The sequence below is a fragment of the Mycolicibacter terrae genome (genome assembly GCF_010727125.1).
In the GTDB taxonomy this organism is placed as follows: Bacteria; Actinomycetota; Actinomycetes; order Mycobacteriales; family Mycobacteriaceae; genus Mycobacterium; species Mycobacterium terrae.
In genome coordinates this window covers 1,470,817-1,486,295 of the sequence record NZ_AP022564.1, presented here as the reverse complement: position 1 = coordinate 1,486,295, position 15,479 = coordinate 1,470,817, and the positions used below count along the sequence as shown (strand labels likewise).

The window sequence follows — 15,479 nt, the reverse complement described above, 5'->3', positions numbered from 1 at the left end:
AACGCCGGGCGGATGCGGTTCAGGCCTGGCTGGAGACCAGCTCTTCGCCGCGGATCCGCTGGGAGATCACCGCGGTGATCCCGTCGCCCTGCATGGTCACCCCGTACAGCGCGTCGGCGACCTCCATCGTCGGCTTCTGGTGGGTGATGACGATCAGCTGCGAGCGAGCGCGCAGCATCTCGAACAGCGCCAGCAGGCGGCGCAGATTGGTGTCGTCGAGCGCGGCCTCGACCTCGTCCATGATGTAGAACGGCGACGGGCGGGCCCGGAAGATCGCGACCAGCATGGCGATCGCGGTCAGTGATTTCTCGCCGCCGGACAGCAGTGACAGCCGCTTGACCTTCTTGCCGGGCGGACGGGCCTCCACGTCGACGCCGGTGGTCAGCATGTCGGTGGGGTCGGTCAGCAGCAGCCGGCCCTCCCCGCCGGGGAACAGCGCTGCGAACACCTCACGGAATTCGCGCTCGACGTCGACGTAGGCCTCGGTGAACACCTGCAGGATGCGTGCGTCGACGTCCGACACCACGTCGAGCAGATCTTTGCGGGCCGCTTTGACGTCCTCGAGCTGGGTGGACAGGAAGTTGTAGCGCTCCTCGAGCGCGGCGAACTCCTCCAGCGCCAACGGATTGACCCGGCCCAGTTCGGCCAGTTCACGTTCGGCGCGTTTGGCACGGCGCTCCTGGGTCGGCCGGTCGAAGGGCATGGGGGCGGGCGCGGTCACCTGCTCGCCGCGTTCCCGGGCCTGCTCGAACTCGGCGAGCTCCAGCTCGCTCGGCGGCAACGGAACATCGGGCCCGTATTCGGCGATCAGGTCCGCCGAGCTCATCCCGAATTGTTCGAGCACCGTCTGCTCGAGTTGCTCGATACGTAGCGCGGCCTGGGCTTTGGCGACTTCGTCGCGGTGCAGCGATTCGGTGAGCGCGGTGATGCGCGTACTCAGCGAGTTCACCTCGTCGCGGACCGCGGCCATCGCGGCGGCCCGCTGCTGGCGTTCGGCGGACAGCCCGTCGCGGATCCGCGCCGCCGCAGTCACCACCAGCTGCAGGCGCCGGGCCAGCGCCGTCCCGGCGTCGGCCACCGCGGCCGCAGTGGTCGCGGCGAGCGCACGGGCAGCGCGGGCCTGCTCGGCCCGCACCCGCGCCTCGCGTTCGGCGGCGGCGGCCCGGCGAAGCGAATCCGCCTTGCCGCGAACGGCATTGGCACGCTCCTCGGCCGTGCGAACCGCAAGCCGTGCCTCCACCTCGACGCTGCGTGCCGCCTCGGCGGCGGCCGCGATTTGTTCTCGGCCGACCGGTGGCACGGCGGAGGTCGGCTGGTCCTGCTCGGCGTTGCGCAGCCGGGCCTCCAGTTCGCCGAGGTCGGCGACGGCCTGCGTCCGGCCGGCCTCCAACTCTTCGCGTTCACGCAGCCGACGGCGCCACTCGGTCTCGGCGGCGCGGGCCTCCTGCCCGAGACGGCCCAACTGCTCGTGGGTCGCGGCGATGGCGGCATCGGATTCGTTGAGCGCGGCCAGCGCCTGCTCGGTGGCGTTCTGGCGGGCGGCCTGCTCGGCCAACGCGCCCGACAGGGCCGCACTGAGCTGGCCGACCTGCTTTTCGGCGCCGGCCAGTTCGGCGCGCGCCTTGTCGATCTCGCTGTTGATCTCCAGGGTGGACGGTTTGCGGTCCGAACCGCCGCTGACCCACCCCGCACCGACCAGGTCACCGTCCACCGTCACCGCACGCAATCCGGGGCGGGCGGCCACCACGTCCAGCGCCGCGGCCAGATCGGTCACCACCACCACCGAGGACAGCATGGCCGTCATCGCGCCGCGCAGCCGGTCGGGGGCATCGATCAGGTCGAGCGCCCACTGCGCTCCGGCGGGCAGGGTGGGCTGCTCCGCGGGCGGCTGCAGCGGCCAGTCCCCCAGCACGATCGCGGCCCGCCCGCCGTCGCCGCTCTTCAGCGCGTCCAGTGCCGCGCGAGCCGCACCGGCGTTCTCCGCGGCCAGCGCGTCGGCGGCCGACCCGAGCACCGCGGCCAGCGCCGCCTCGTAGCCGGAGCGCACCTTGACCAGCGTGGCAATCGACCCGAAAAGTCCGGAGCCACTGTGGTTCTGGGCTAGCCAAGCGGCGCCGTCGCGCCGCTCCAGCCCCATCGACAAGGCGTCGATGCGGGCGCGCAGGGAGGCGACCTGCCGCTCGGCGCCGCGCTCGGCGGCCTGCAGTTCGGCGACCCGCTCGTCGGCCAGCCGCAGGGCGGCCACCGTCCGCTCGTGTTGCTCATCGAGGCCGACCTCGCCCTGATCGAGCTCGCCGACCCGGCCCTGCACCGTTTCGAACTCCGCCTGCGCGGCCTGCGCGCGCGCAGCGGCCTCCTCGATGCGGGCCGACAGCTGCGCCACGTGGGTGTCGATCGACTCCACCCGCGCCCGAATCGTGTCCACCTGACCGGTCAGCCGGGCCAGGCCCTCGCGGCGGTCGGCTTCGGCACGCACCGCCGCCACGTGCGCCTTCTCCGCCTCGGCGCTGCGACGTTCGCGTTCGGCCAACTCTGCGCGGGCGGCCTCGAGCCGGCTGCCGGCCTCAGCCAGTTCGGCCAGCAGTTGCTGCTCGGCGGCGGCCACCTGCTCGGCCTCGGCATCCAGCGCGTCCGGGTCGACGCCGCCGGTGGTGATCGGCTGCTCGTCGAGATGCTGGGCGCGTTCACTGGCAATACGCACGGTGGCGCTGACCCGCTCGGCCAGTGCCGACAACGAGAACCAGGTCTGCTGGGCGGCCTCGGCGCGCTGAGTCAAGCTGGCGACGGCGGACTCGTGGGCGGTCAGCTCGTCGGCGGCCAGCGTCAGGCGCTCGGTGATCTGGTCGTGTTCGCGGCGCAGTGTCGCTTCGGCGTCGGTGGTTCCGGCGAACTCGGTCTGCCGGGTGACCAGGTCGTCGGCCGTCAGCCGCAGCCGGGCGTCGCGCAGGTCGGCCTGAATGGTGGCGGCGCGGCGCGCTACCTCGGCCTGACGGCCCAGCGGCTTGAGCTGGCGGCGCAGTTCGGTGGTCAGGTCGGTCAGCCGGGCCAGGTTGGCCGACATCGCGTCGAGTTTGCGGACCGCCTTTTCCTTGCGTTTGCGGTGCTTGAGCACCCCGGCGGCCTCTTCGATGAACGCCCGACGGTCTTCGGGCCGGGACTCCAGGATCTGCGACAGCCGGCCCTGGCCGACGATGACGTGCATCTCGCGGCCGATACCGGAGTCGCTCAGCAGCTCCTGAACGTCCATCAGCCGGCAGCTGGCGCCGTTGATCTCATACTCGCTGGCGCCGTCGCGGAACATCCGCCGCGTGATCGACACCTCGGCGTACTCGATCGGCAGGGCGTTGTCGGAGTTGTCGATGGTGACCGTGACCTCGGCACGACCCAGCGGGGCACGCGAGGAGGTACCGGCGAAGATGACGTCTTCCATCTTGCCGCCGCGCAGCGTCTTGGCGCCCTGCTCGCCCATCACCCAGGCCAGCGCGTCGACCACGTTCGATTTTCCGGACCCGTTGGGCCCGACCACCGCGGTGATTCCTGGCTCGAAACGCAGAGTCGTCGGCGAGGCGAAGGACTTGAAGCCCTTCAACGTCAGACTCTTGAGGTGCACGGGGTGTGAGACTACCGGTCTAGCGTTCGCTGAAACCGTCGATCGGCTCCCCGGCGTCCGCCCAGTCGGCGATCACCGTGTCCACCCGCCCCGGTGTGGACCCGCCCTGCAGCAGGTCCAGCAGGCGCTGACAGTGCTCGCGGGAACCCTGGGCGACGACTTGCACCCGCCCATCGGGACGGTTGGCGGCGTAACCGGTCAGCCCCAGCTCCAGCGCCCGCGACCGGGTCCACCACCGAAAACCCACCCCCTGGACGCGGCCGCGCACCCACGCGGTGAGCCGTACGTCAGGGTCGGCCACGGTCGGCGATCTCGAAGCGCACGTCGGTGCCGGCCTGCAGCGTGCGGCCCACCGTGCACACCTGCTCGACGGCGCGCTGCACGACGGTCAGCAGTCGCTGCCTCTCGGCTTCATCCAGATCCGACAGGTCCAGCTCGAGGGTCTCCTCCAGCAGCGGATAGCGTTCCTGTTCGCGATCGGCCGCACCGCTGACCTGGATCGTGGCCGGGTAGTCGTCGCCGAGGCGGCGGGCCAGCGGGGCGTCGCTGGACATGCCGCTGCACGCCGCCAAGGCGATCTTCAGCAGCTCGCCGGGGGTGAAAACGCCGTCGACGTCTTCGCTGCCGACCAGCACCTGCGCGCCCCGGGAGCTGCGGCCGGTGTAACGCCGGGTTCCGGTTCGTTCCACCCACAATTTCGTCATGGGACATTTTTACCGCCAACCCGGCGCCTGGCTACGCCGGCGGCCGATCAGACTGCCGTGACGTTCTTTCTGCCGTACTGGCGTTCCATCATGGCGGTGTCCCCGTACACCTGGACCCGCAGCGTCTTGCCGTTGCGGATGGTGTAAACCTCGGCGCTGTGGCCCCGTTCGCCGCCGACGGATGCCTCGCTGAGCACTACGACGGTGTCGCCGTCAGCCAGGAAACGGTGCGGAGCGATCATCGGCGCCTTCGCGGACAAACCCGCCAGGAATTCGCCGAGTTCCGCTTTGCCTCGGTAGGTTCCGCTGACCGCGCTGTCACCCGGCTGCACCCATTCGATGTCATCGTCGAAGAGCGCCATCAGGGCTTCGGTGTCGCCGCTGGCGAAGGCCTGATAACCCCTGCGGACCAGTTCGATGTTCTGCTCAGACATCCTTCGATTCCTTCCGTGGGTAATTGTGTTGTACCCGGCCGTTTTTCATCGTCATAGCCGGTACATCTCGCGTGACATCCGCGACCGTTCGAGGTAGGCCGGGTCGGGTCGCGGGAACAGGTCTCCGGGTCTGGTGGTGATGCCCCCGACTGCGGCGATCCACGCAGCGGCGACCTCGTGGCCCCGCTGTTGCACGTGCTGCGCAGCGGCGCCGAACGGCGTCGCGATCCCCGGTTTGATCACCAATTGCGACATGACCGTCGCCTCCTCGGGTCAGCGGTGAACCCCTATCGGAAAATCACCCGCGAACACATGTCCCAGGCAAACACCGCGACCGCGAAATCGCCTCATCCCAACGGATGAGATCCGAGACATTTCTCCGGCGGGAAGACAGCAGCGGTCTTCCTTGCGCCTCGCCGGCAGACGACACCGAGACGTGGGATGTCCAGGCCGGTCGGGGTTGACGGGGTCGGAAATTTCACGTCACCGGTCTATTGTCGGAGTCTGTCGCAACACCATTCGCTGGACAGCGGAGAGGACACCCGGTGCAGGTCGCGATTCCGCTGTTCCCCCGTTTCACCGCGCTGGATGCGGTCGGGCCGTACGAGGTGCTGCAGCGGATTCCGGAGCTGGACGTGGTCTTCGTCGGGCACCGGCGCGGTGAGGTGCGCAGTGACAACGGGATGCTCGGGTTGCTCTGTGACGCACGGCTCGACGAGGTGACCCGCCCCGACGTCGTCGTCGTCCCCGGCGGTATCGGGACGCGGACGCTGCTCGACGACGCGGAGCTGCTCGACTGGTTACGCAGCGTCCACGACCACACCAGATTCACCACCTCGGTATGCACCGGTTCATTGCTGCTGGCCGCCGCCGGGCTGTTGGACGGGCTGACGGCCACCACGCACTGGGGGGCGGTCGAGCTGCTGGAGCACCTGGGCGCCCGCTATGTCGAGCAGCGGGTCGTCGAGCACCTGCCGCGTCGGATCGTCACCTCCGCGGGGGTCTCCAGCGGCATCGACATGGCGCTGCGCCTCGTCGAGCTGCTGGTGGACACCGAAACCGCCCAGGCGGCACAGTTGCTGATCGAGTACGACCCGCAGCCGCCGTTCGACAGCGGGTCGTTGGCCAAGGCCGGCGAGGCCGTCCGCGACCGCGCCGCTGCGCTGCGGCGTTGACGGCATACCGACCTTTCGTGGCCACCGTCGTCGCGTTTCATGCCCATCCGGACGACGAGGTGGTGCTGACCGGCGGAACCCTGGCCCGCGCGGCCGCCGACGGGCACCGCGTGGTGGTGGTGACCGCGACCGACGGACGCGTGCACAACAACGACATCGACCGGCTCGGCGAATTACGCGACAGCGCAAGGATTCTCGGCGCGCACCGGGTGGAATGCCTCGGCTACGCCGACAGTGGATTCGGGCCGGAGTTCTATCCCGACCCGCCGGGCCGGGTCAGGTTCGCCCGCGCCGACACCGAGGAGGCGGCGCGGCGACTGGCTGCCATCCTGCGCGAGGAAGACGCGGATCTGCTGTTGAGCTATCAGGCCAACGGCGGCTACGGCCATCGTGACCACGTGCAGGTGCATTGCGTCGGCAAACGGGCCGCCGAACTCGCGGCGACACCGCGCGTACTGGAGGCCACCATGCCCCGGGAGGTGCTTTCCCGGATCGGCACCGCCGCTCGGCTGCTGCGGCTGCCGGCGCCCTACGGCCGCGATGTGGTCCGCACCGCATATGCGCCGGGATCGTCGATCACCCACCGGATCAACGTCTTTCGGTATGCCCGGCAGAAGCGTGACGCCATCGCCGCGCACCGTTCGCAGATCGGCACCACCGGCGCGGCGGCACGGTTGTTAGCGGTGTTGATGCGGACTCCCCCGCAGGTGGCCGGGCTGATCTTCGGCCGGGAGTGGTTCGTCGACCCGACTCTGCCGCCCGGGCGGGTGTACCGCGACATCTTCGAGTGAACCCGGCACTACGCCCCCGCGAGCGTGCGCAGATTGTCACGATCTGCGGCGTGTCGGTGCGCAAACACGCACGCTCGCGGTCAGCGCTGGCACTTCGGGCAGTAGTACGACGAGCGGTTCATGAACTTGGCCCGGCGGATCGCGGTGCCGCAGCGCCGGCACGGCTGGTCTTCGCGGCCGTAGGCGTCCAGCGACCGGCTGAAGTAGCCGGACTCGCCGTTGACGTTGACGTAGAGCGAATCGAAGGAGGTGCCCCCGGCGGCCAGCGCGTCACCCATCACCGCCGCGGCCGCCGCCAGCAGAGCCCGCAGTCGCGGGCGGGACAGCGTGTCGGCCATCCGGGTGCCGCGAATGCCGGCCCGCCACAGCGCCTCGTCGGCGTAGATGTTGCCGATTCCGGACACCACGGTCTGGTCGAGGAGTTGACGTTTGATCTCGGAATGCTTGCGCCGCAGCACATTCACCACCGATTCGATGTCGAAGCGCGGGTCCAGCGGATCGCGAGCCAGGTGCGCCACCGGCAGCGGGACCACGCTGCCGTCCACGTCGATCAGGTCGGTGAGCTGCCAGCCACCGAACGTGCGCTGGTCGACGAAGCCGACCTTCGTGCCGTCGTCGAGCACCGCGGCGATCCGCAGGTGTTTGGTGTCGGGCAACTCACCCAGCAGCATCTGGCCGCTCATGCCCAGGTGCACCACCAGCGCCTCGTCTGTGCTCAACAGCAGCCACAGATACTTGCCCCGGCGGTCGGTGCCAGTGATCCGGGCACCGAGCAGCCGGCCGGTCAGATCGGCGGGCCCGGCCTCGTGCCGGCGCACCGCCCGCGGATGATGAACCCGGACTCCGGTGATGGCGCGGCCCACCAGGTGGGCGTCCAGGCCGCGGCGCACCACCTCGACCTCGGGAAGCTCCGGCATCTACCCGGGTGAGCCGGCGTCGAGCGCGTCCAGCGCCGTCCAGGCCGCCGCCGCCGCCTTCTGCTCGGCTTCCTTCTTCGACCGGCCCACACCGGATCCGTATTCGGTGTCCGCCACGATGACGACGGCGGTGAACTCCCGATCGTGGTCCGGTCCCGTGGAGCTGACCTGGTAGCTCGGCACGCCGAGCCCGCGGGCCGCGGTCAGCTCCTGCAGGCTGGTCTTCCAGTCCAGGCCCGCCCCCAGGCTGGCCGCGGTGTCCAGCAGCGGTCCGAACAGCCGCAGGATCACCTCGCGCGCGGTATCGATACCGTGCTGCAGGTACACCGCGCCCAGCAGTGACTCCATGCCGTCGGCCAGGATGCTGGACTTGTCGGCCCCGCCGGTGTTGACCTCACCGCGGCCGAGCAGCAGGTGGGCACCCAGGCCGTCCTCGGTCAGCCCGCGCGCCACCTCGGCCAGGGCGGCCGTGTTGACCACACTGGAGCGGAGTTTGGCCAGGTCGCCCTCGGGGCGATCCGGGTGCCGGTGGAACAGTTCGTCGGTGATGGTCAGGCCGAGCACGGCGTCGCCGAGGAACTCCAGGCGCTCATTGGTGGGCAGGCCGCCGTTCTCGTAGGCGTAGCTGCGATGGGTGACCGCCAGCGTGAGCAGGTCGTCGGAGAGATCCACTCCGAGCGCATCCAGCACCGCCTGCCGGGGACGGCTCACCGGTCACCGTCGTCGGTCGACTCAGCCCCCGCGGGACCCAGTTTCCCGGCGAGTTTGGCCCAGCGCGGATCGATCTTGTCGTGGTGGTGGCCCGGTTGCGCGGCGGCCAATGCGACCCCGCAGTCCGGGCACAGCCCCGGGCAGTCGGGATCACACAGCGGGGACAACGGCAGCGCCAGCCCGACCGCATCGACGATCGCCTGTTCGAGGTCCACGGCGTCGTCGACGACCCGGCCGATCTCATCGTCGTCGGTGGTGGCGTCGGTGGCGCTGTCCGGGTAGGCGAACAGCTCAGTCAGCTCGACCTCGATATCGCCGGTCAGCGGCTGCAGGCAGCGGGCGCATTCGCCTGCGGTCGGCGCCGAGACGGCGCCGGTCACCAGCACGCCCTCGGAGACCGATTCCACCCGCAGATCCAGCTCGACCGCGGTGTCCGGGGGAATCGCCATCAGGTCCAGCCCGATACGGGCCGGGCTGGAGCGCTGCTCGTGCAGCGCGATCATCGCGCCGGGACGCCGGCCCAGCCGGGCGACGTTCACCACGAACGGCGAAGCCAGCTGTCGCTGCCGTCCCTTCACGCCTGCATCCGGGTGCCTCGCCATGCCGCGATTCTACGCAGCGGGCGTTGCGGCACTCGCGGGTCAGCGGGTCGCGTAGTCGTGGGTGCCTGCGGCGGTCCGCAGTTGGTGGCGACCGCGGTTGATCGAGCGCAGGGTGCCGTTGAGGAAGTCCTCGAACTCGGCCAGCTTGGCGTCGACATAGATGTCGCATTCGCCGCGCATCCGGTCGGCCTCGGCGTGCGCAGAGTCGATCAGCCGGGTGGCCTCGGCCCGCGCCGATGTCACCACCTCGTTCTGCGAAACCAGCCGCTGCTGCTCCTTGATGCCCTCCTGAACGGCCTTCTCGTAGGCGGCGTTGCCGTTCTCGACCAGCCGGTCGCATTCGGCCTGGGCACGGCTGGTTGCGGTCTCGAACTCGCGCTTGGCGGTCGCGGTCAGGCGGGATGCTTCCTCGCGGGCTTCGCCGACCATGCGCTCGCTGTGTCCGCGCGCCTCGGCCACCATCCGGTCGGCCTGGCCCTTGGCGTCGGCCAGCAGCCGGTCGGCCTCGGCCCGGGCGTGGCTGACCAGCGAGTCGGCCTCGGCGGTGGCAGAGCTGACCATCGAGTCCGCGTGTTCCTTGGCCTCGTTGAGCACCGAGTCGCGGGCATCGAGCACATCCTGGGCGTCGTCGAGTTCGCCGGGAATCGCGTCCCGAATGTCGTCGATCAGTTCCAGGACGTCGCCGCGGGGCACCACGCAGCCGGCCGTCATCGGCACGCCACGGGCTTCTTCGACAATTGAGCCCAGTTCATCAAGGGCTTCGAACACTCGGTACACGGCAGCACCCTCCAGGCATAGTTGTTGTTACTAGTGTGCCCTCTGTTACGCATGTGACTGTGTTAGCCGCCCGGTGTGTCGGATTTTGGTCCACTTCACCGGTAGCCTGACCCGTTGGTATCCGGATCGGCGAAGGGCGGCCATGACGAACGGTTCCGGGCAGGCACGGGGTTCGGCGGGGTCCGCGACGCCGGGCCAGGCCGTGCAGGGCCATCCGCAACGGTCCGGCGCACAGCCGGCGTCCGACATCGGCCGGTTGCTGCTGCGTTGCCCCGACAGTCACGGCATCATCGCCTCGGTCAGCGCCTTCCTGGCCGACGCCGGCGCCAACATCATCTCGCTGGACCAGCACTCGACCGCCCCCGAGGACGGGACGTTCGTGCAGCGCGCGATCTTTCACCTGCCCGGGCTGCCCGCGGCCATCGACGAACTCCAACAGCGGTTCGGCGCCACGGTGGCGGAGCGGTTCGCGATGGACTACCGGTTCGCCGAGGCCGCCAAACCCAAGCGGGTGGCGATCATGGCGTCCAAGGCCGATCACTGCCTGCTGGATCTGCTGTGGCGCAATCGGCGCGGCGAGCTGGAGATGACGGTGGCGATGGTGATCTCCAATCACCCGGATCTGGCCGAACAGGTGCGTCCGTTCGGGGTGCCGTTCTTCCACATTCCCGCCACCCGTGAGATCCGCGCCGAAGCCGAACAGCGTCAGCTGCAACTGCTGTGCGGCAATGTCGACCTGGTGGTGCTGGCGCGCTATATGCAGATCATCTCCGGTGAGTTCATCGATGCGCTGGCCTGCCCGTTGATCAATATCCATCACTCCTTCCTGCCGGCGTTCATCGGCGCGGCTCCCTATCAACGGGCGCGGGAACGCGGGGTGAAGCTGATCGGCGCCACCGCGCATTACGTCACCGAGGTCCTCGACGAGGGGCCGATCATCGAGCAGGACGTGGTACGCGTCGACCACACCCACAGTGTGAACGATCTGGTGCGGCTGGGAGCCGACGTGGAACGGGCGGTGCTGTCGCGGGCGGTGCAGTGGCACTGCCAGGACCGGGTGATCCGGGTGGACAACCAAACCGTGGTGCTCTGAGGGCTCGTCCCGTGGGCGGCGGTCACGTACGGTGATCCGCATGCTCGTGCAGGACTTGTTTTCGGCCGTCCCGACCACCACCGCCGAGGCCCTTGACATCTTCGATGCCGCCGACGCGGTCGACCCCGACTTCATGCTCGGCACCTGGCATGGCGCCGAGCTGCCCACCGGCCACCCCCTCGACGGGCTGTTGGCCGCCACCGGCTGGTGGGGCAAGCAGTTCGTCGATGCCGAGACCGTGCATCCGCTGCTGTTCCCCAACCGAGACGGGACCGCGCTCTGGGCGTTCAACCCGGCGCTGGCGTTCAGTGTCCTCGGACTCGCGACGAAGCTGCCGGCACTGAAGAAGCGCTCATTCGCCGGGCCGATCAACACGTTGCAGCCGCTGCTGCGGACCCGTTCGGCCAGGGCGCGGTTGCGCACCACGCGGTACCGCGGGATCGATAGCGCGACAATGGTCTACGACCAGGCCCCGGTCAACGACGTCTTCCGCCGACTCTCCGATGAAGCGGTGATCGGCGCGATGGACCTGCGCGGTTCGCCGCGGCCGTACTTCTTCGTGCTGTGTCGCGACGATTCACTGAAACTGGCCTAACGGCGGGCGATTTCGCCGGCCCGGTGCCACGCGTCGCGCTCTGCGGCGAACGCGGCCAGCTGTTGCCCGCGGAATCCGGCGATGCCGTCGGCGTTCTCGCCGAGGAATCGGCGGTAGTCGGCCAGTGAGAACTCACCGTCGGTGATGTCTATGCGGCCGCGACCGGCCGCGGTGTCGGCACGCAGCTCCAGTAGCTCCTCGGCGGATACCGGATAGAAGCTGATGCGGTCGAAGTAGCGGAGCAGCCACGGAGTCTCGGGATCGAACAGTCCGGCGGTGGCGTGCCGGTGGTTCCACACCTGGGTGGTGCGCCCGACCAACTGGTAGCCGCCGGGTCCCTCGATGCCGTAGATGCACAGGTAGGCCCCGCCGATCCCGACGGCGTTCTCCGGGGTCCAGGTGCGGGCCGGGTTGTATTTGGTGGTCACCAGCCGGTGGCGCGGATCGATCGGGGTGGCCACCGGGGCGCCCAGGTAGATGTCGCCCAGTCCCAGCACCAGGTACTGCGCGTCGAACACGATGTCATAGACCTGCGAGATGTCGTCGAGTCCGTTGATGCGCCTGATGAATTCGATATTCGACGGGCACCATGGCGCGTCGGGCCGTACGCCGTAGGAGTACCGGCGGATGGCCTCGTGGGTTGCAGGGTCGTCCCAGCTCAACGGCAGGCGCACCGAGCGACTCGGCACGGTGAGCTCATCACACGGCGGCAGCGCGTCGTCGAGGGCGGCCAGCGCCTGGATCACCTCGGCGCCCGAGCACTGCTCGGTGTCGAACTGGATCTGCAGGGATCGCACGCCGGGCGTCAGTTCCAGCAGTCCGGGCAGTCCACGCCGGCAGAGTTGGTCGTAGAGCACCTGGACCCGCGCCCGCAACGCCAGATCCAGTGTCATCGGGCCGTATTCGAGCAGAATCCCTCCGTCACCGGCGCGTCGCAGGGTGACGGCCGTCCCGTCGTCCCCGGTGTAGCGCTGTAACACCCCGTCGTCGCCGTCGCCGGAGCTCGAAATCACGACCGGCAGCGCCGCGCGCCGCCGCACCCCCAGCGCTGCCGGCGGCGGAGCATGATCGGCACGTACCGGCACCAGTCGCACGGTGTCGCCGGGCGACAGCTGGCCGAGCTTCCACCGGTCGCCGCGCACCACCGTCACCGGGCAGACGAACCCGCCGAGGCTTGGCCCGTCGGGCCCCAGCAGGATCGGGGTGTCGCCGGTGAAATCCAGTGCGCCGACGCTGTAAGCGGTGTCGTGGATGTTGGACGGGTGCAGGCCGGCGTCCCCCCCGTCGGGACGGGCCCAGCGCGGCTTCGGCCCGACCAGCCGCACTCCGGTGCGGTCAGAGTTGAAGTGCACGGTGTAGTCCGTGCGCATCAGGGTGGCCATGTCCAGGTGGGTCAGAAACTCCGGTGCGGCGTGCGGCCCTTCGGTCACGGCCAATTCCCAGCGCCGGCCGATGCTGGGCTGACTTTCACTGGGTGCGCGGATCAGTGGCGGTGCGGCACCGCCACGGCCGGCCGCGTTGAGCCGATCTCCCGGGAGCAGGGCCCGGCCGTAGTGGCCGCCGAACACGCCCTGGGTGAAAGTGGCTGCACTGCCCAGGAATTCCGGCGTGACGATGCCTCCCTCGACCAGCAGGTAGCAACGCATGCCGGGACCGGGAATGGTGCCGATATCAAGCAGGCTTCCGGCGGGTATCCGCACCGACTGCCATTGCCGAACCCGGGCACCGTCCAGGTCGACCGGTACCGCCGCACCTGTGACGCACACCCAGGCCGGGCTGGAAAAGCGCAGGGCCGGGCCGGCTTTGGTGCATTCCAGGCCGGCCGCCCCTTCGGCGTTGCCGAGCACCTGATTGCCGACCCGAAACGACAGGTCGTCCATCGGCCCGGACGGCGGCACGCCGACATGCCAGTACCCGACCCGACCGGGCCAGTCCTGCACGGTGGTGAACGTCCCCTGCCGCACCACCTCGATGCCGATCATCTTCGGCTGATCACCATCCGGACCGGGGTGGGGTCGAAGCCGTTGCACGGGTTGTTGATCTGCGGGCAGTTCGACACCAGCACCAGGGTGTCGATCTCGGCCTGCAGGGTCAGGCTCTTTCCCGGCCCCGATCTGCCGTCGACGATGCCCAGCGTGCCGTCGGCTTCTACCGGGACGTTCATGAACCAGTTGATGTTCGACACGATGTCCCGCTTGCCCAGGCCCCACCGGGCGCCTTCGGCGAGGAAGTTCTCCACGCAGGCGTGCTGGTGGGCGGTGTGGTGCCCGTAGCGCAGCGTGTTGGATTCCTGGGAACAGGCGCCGGCGATGGTGTCGTGGTTGCCCACCTCGTCGGCCACGACGGTCATCAGGGCGGTGCCGTCGGCGCTGCGCAGCACCGAGCCGGTGCTGACGAAGATGTTGCGCTGGGCGGCCACGGTGGCCTGGGCGCTGTAGCGCCGGGTGGGGTCCCCGGCGTCATAGAGCAGGCAGTCCACCGCCTGGTTGCCGTGCAGGTCGATGATCTGCAGTCGATCGCCGGCGCGCACCACCGCGGACCACGGCGCGCGGGCCGGTACCACCTCGTCGGAGAGGATCACCATGCCGCCACCACCGCTTCGGTGTTCTGCACCGCGCGCAGGTATTCCGGGTCCCCGTTGATCGGGTGGGTCAACTGTTCGCCGGCCCTCCAAGCCAGCACGTCCAGTGCCGCCGACGGCGGGTCGGGATCCAGCGGGTGCGCGGCATTGGCGACCACCAGCACCACCGGAAGATGAATCAACAGGTCGAGTGCCGCGCCGGGCCCCGCCGACCCGGTGAATTCCAGTGTCCCGCTGGCGGGATCGACCCGAACGCCCCGGAACAACGCCGCCGACGGCGCCACATCCCGGGCGTCCATCCCGTGTTTGATCACGCCCAACAGCAGCAACTGCCGGCCGGTGGCGCCGGGCCCGCACAGCATGTCGTGGTGGCCCGAGGAGTCGGCGACGACGGTGGCCAGCACCCGGCCCTGGTCGGACAGCAGCGGATGCCCGGTGCCCAGATACGCCTGCCACGGCACCTTCATCGTGTCGGCGACGTTGAGCCGCTCCCATGGCGCCTCGGCGCGGAAGAGCAGCAGATGCGCGCAAGCGCCGCCGTCGACGTCGATCAGGCGGACCCGGCTGCCGCGGGCCAGCACCTTGGTGGCGTAGCCGTTCGGCGGGATGGACTCCGCCCAGATCAGCGTCGCCGGGTCGACGTCGTCGGGGGTCGCGGGTATCCGCATGTCGGCCTGCTGCGCCTGGGCTCGGGCGTGTGACCGGGCCCCGCCGGTCGAGGCGGTATTCATCGGTGTGTCTCCTCTCGACAACCGGCACCCTAACATGATTACCTATCAGTCGATAGAAATGCGGGGACGGAGGACCATGCATACCGATCGACGTGGACGTCCCAGGCTGGTGGCTTCTCGCCGCCCGGGCCACAGCGCGCGCGACGAGATCCTCGATGCGGCAGCGGAGTTGTTCACCACCGTCGGCTATGCCGCCACCTCCACCCGGCGCATCGCCGAGAGCGTCGGCATCCAGCAGGCCTCGCTGTATCACCACTTCGCCGCAAAGGACGACATCCTCGACGCGCTGCTGGCCGGCACCGTAGACGCGTCACTGCAGCTGGCCGCCGAGCTGCTGACCGAAGGCGGCCCCGCGGCGCCCCGGCTGCACACGCTCGTCGTCGCCGACACCACCCAACTGTGCGGCGGCCGCTGGAATCTGGGCACCCTGTATCTGCTTCCGGAGCTTCGCGTCGAGCGCTTCGCCGCGTTCCGGCGGCGCCGGGGTGAGCTACGAGATCACTACCGGGAGCTGTCCCGAGCGGTGATCGCCGAGCACGACGGGGCCCCTGCCGCCGAGGATCTGCCGTTCCGGTTGGTGGAGTCGGTCATCAACCGCCGCTCCGATGACGGCGCCTGCCCGCCGGACTGTCCGTGGACCACGGCCGAGGCTGCGCTACGGGTGTTGGGATGTCGCGGTGGCTTCGCGCGGATGCGGAAGGTGACCGCGGAGCGTCTGGCGTTGCCGCCGGGGTAATCACACGTGTTGCCTCGTGGGC

Annotated in this window: 17 protein-coding genes; 5 read left to right on the top strand and 12 right to left on the bottom strand. The window is 69.6% G+C overall.

Annotated features, from left to right (window positions below; translation table 11 throughout):
• Positions 1-19: 19 nt before the first annotated feature.
• The 5 genes from smc to G6N23_RS07185 are packed head-to-tail and all read right to left on the bottom strand — an operon-like array spanning position 20 to position 5,003.
• The gene (gene smc, locus G6N23_RS07205) at positions 20-3,610 is read right to left on the bottom strand and encodes a chromosome segregation protein SMC (RefSeq protein WP_085262181.1); all 3,591 of its coding nucleotides are present in this window, start codon (positions 3,608-3,610) and stop codon (positions 20-22) included.
• 19 nt (positions 3,611-3,629) lie between these two features.
• Positions 3,630-3,911: an acylphosphatase gene (locus G6N23_RS07200; protein WP_085262180.1), complete on the bottom strand. Its 282-nt coding sequence runs from the start codon at positions 3,909-3,911 to the stop codon at positions 3,630-3,632.
• A complete protein-coding gene (locus G6N23_RS07195; RefSeq protein ID WP_085262179.1) occupies positions 3,898-4,314 on the bottom strand; it encodes an OsmC family protein in 417 nt (138 codons plus the stop codon). Before G6N23_RS07195 ends, G6N23_RS07200 begins: the two co-directional genes overlap by 14 nt.
• Positions 4,315-4,361: 47 nt before the next feature.
• Positions 4,362-4,748 (bottom strand): nuclear transport factor 2 family protein, encoded by a 387-nt coding sequence (locus G6N23_RS07190; protein WP_085262178.1) that lies wholly within the window; start codon positions 4,746-4,748, stop codon positions 4,362-4,364.
• A gap of 51 nt (positions 4,749-4,799) precedes the next feature.
• A complete protein-coding gene (locus G6N23_RS07185; protein ID WP_085262177.1) occupies positions 4,800-5,003 on the bottom strand; it encodes a hypothetical protein in 204 nt (67 codons plus the stop codon).
• 290 nt (positions 5,004-5,293) lie between these two features.
• Here G6N23_RS07185 and G6N23_RS07180 point away from each other — a divergent pair, with 290 nt between their 5' ends.
• Positions 5,294-5,923 (top strand): DJ-1/PfpI family protein, encoded by a 630-nt coding sequence (locus tag G6N23_RS07180; protein WP_085262176.1) that lies wholly within the window; start codon positions 5,294-5,296, stop codon positions 5,921-5,923.
• A gap of 17 nt (positions 5,924-5,940) precedes the next feature.
• On the top strand, positions 5,941-6,714 hold the full coding sequence (locus G6N23_RS07175; protein ID WP_085262175.1) for a PIG-L deacetylase family protein: 774 nt from the start codon (positions 5,941-5,943) through the stop codon (positions 6,712-6,714).
• An 80-nt stretch (positions 6,715-6,794) separates the two neighbouring features.
• Here the strand turns inward: G6N23_RS07175 and mutM are convergent, their stop codons facing one another.
• From mutM to sepIVA, 4 genes are read right to left on the bottom strand one after another with little or no spacing between them, the layout of a single operon-like run.
• On the bottom strand, positions 6,795-7,631 hold the full coding sequence (gene mutM, locus G6N23_RS07170) for a bifunctional DNA-formamidopyrimidine glycosylase/DNA-(apurinic or apyrimidinic site) lyase (protein ID WP_085262174.1): 837 nt from the start codon (positions 7,629-7,631) through the stop codon (positions 6,795-6,797).
• Positions 7,632-8,342 carry a ribonuclease III gene (gene rnc, locus G6N23_RS07165; protein ID WP_085262173.1) on the bottom strand — a complete coding sequence of 237 codons (711 nt, stop codon included), beginning with the start codon at positions 8,340-8,342 and terminating at the stop codon, positions 7,632-7,634.
• Positions 8,339-8,944 (bottom strand): YceD family protein, encoded by a 606-nt coding sequence (locus G6N23_RS07160; protein WP_085262172.1) that lies wholly within the window; start codon positions 8,942-8,944, stop codon positions 8,339-8,341. Before G6N23_RS07160 ends, rnc begins: the two co-directional genes overlap by 4 nt.
• A 39-nt stretch (positions 8,945-8,983) precedes the next feature.
• Positions 8,984-9,721, bottom strand: coding sequence for a cell division protein SepIVA (gene sepIVA / locus G6N23_RS07155; protein ID WP_085262171.1), 738 nt, complete (start codon positions 9,719-9,721; stop codon positions 8,984-8,986).
• A 142-nt stretch (positions 9,722-9,863) separates the two neighbouring features.
• On the opposite strand from sepIVA, the gene purU reads away from it, so the two are divergent.
• Positions 9,864-10,814: a formyltetrahydrofolate deformylase gene (gene purU, locus G6N23_RS07150; protein ID WP_234808690.1), complete on the top strand. Its 951-nt coding sequence runs from the start codon at positions 9,864-9,866 to the stop codon at positions 10,812-10,814.
• Positions 10,815-10,854: 40 nt separating this feature from the next.
• A complete protein-coding gene (locus G6N23_RS07145; protein ID WP_085262276.1) occupies positions 10,855-11,409 on the top strand; it encodes a DUF4334 domain-containing protein in 555 nt (184 codons plus the stop codon).
• On the opposite strand, the gene G6N23_RS07140 is transcribed toward G6N23_RS07145, so the two are convergent.
• From G6N23_RS07140 to G6N23_RS07130, 3 genes are read right to left on the bottom strand one after another with little or no spacing between them, the layout of a single operon-like run.
• On the bottom strand, positions 11,406-13,391 hold the full coding sequence (locus tag G6N23_RS07140) for a 5-oxoprolinase/urea amidolyase family protein (protein WP_085262170.1): 1,986 nt from the start codon (positions 13,389-13,391) through the stop codon (positions 11,406-11,408). The genes G6N23_RS07145 and G6N23_RS07140 overlap by 4 nt on opposite strands.
• Positions 13,388-13,993: an urea amidolyase associated protein UAAP2 gene (locus G6N23_RS07135; protein ID WP_085262169.1), complete on the bottom strand. Its 606-nt coding sequence runs from the start codon at positions 13,991-13,993 to the stop codon at positions 13,388-13,390. Before G6N23_RS07135 ends, G6N23_RS07140 begins: the two co-directional genes overlap by 4 nt.
• Entirely contained in the window at positions 13,987-14,721 is a 735-nt protein-coding gene (locus G6N23_RS07130; RefSeq protein ID WP_085262168.1) for a DUF1989 domain-containing protein, read from the bottom strand. The genes G6N23_RS07135 and G6N23_RS07130 overlap by 7 nt, the downstream gene beginning before the upstream one ends.
• A 76-nt stretch (positions 14,722-14,797) precedes the next feature.
• On the opposite strand from G6N23_RS07130, the gene G6N23_RS07125 reads away from it, so the two are divergent.
• Positions 14,798-15,457, top strand: coding sequence for a TetR/AcrR family transcriptional regulator (locus G6N23_RS07125; RefSeq protein WP_085262167.1), 660 nt, complete (start codon positions 14,798-14,800; stop codon positions 15,455-15,457).
• Positions 15,458-15,479: the final 22 nt, after the last annotated feature.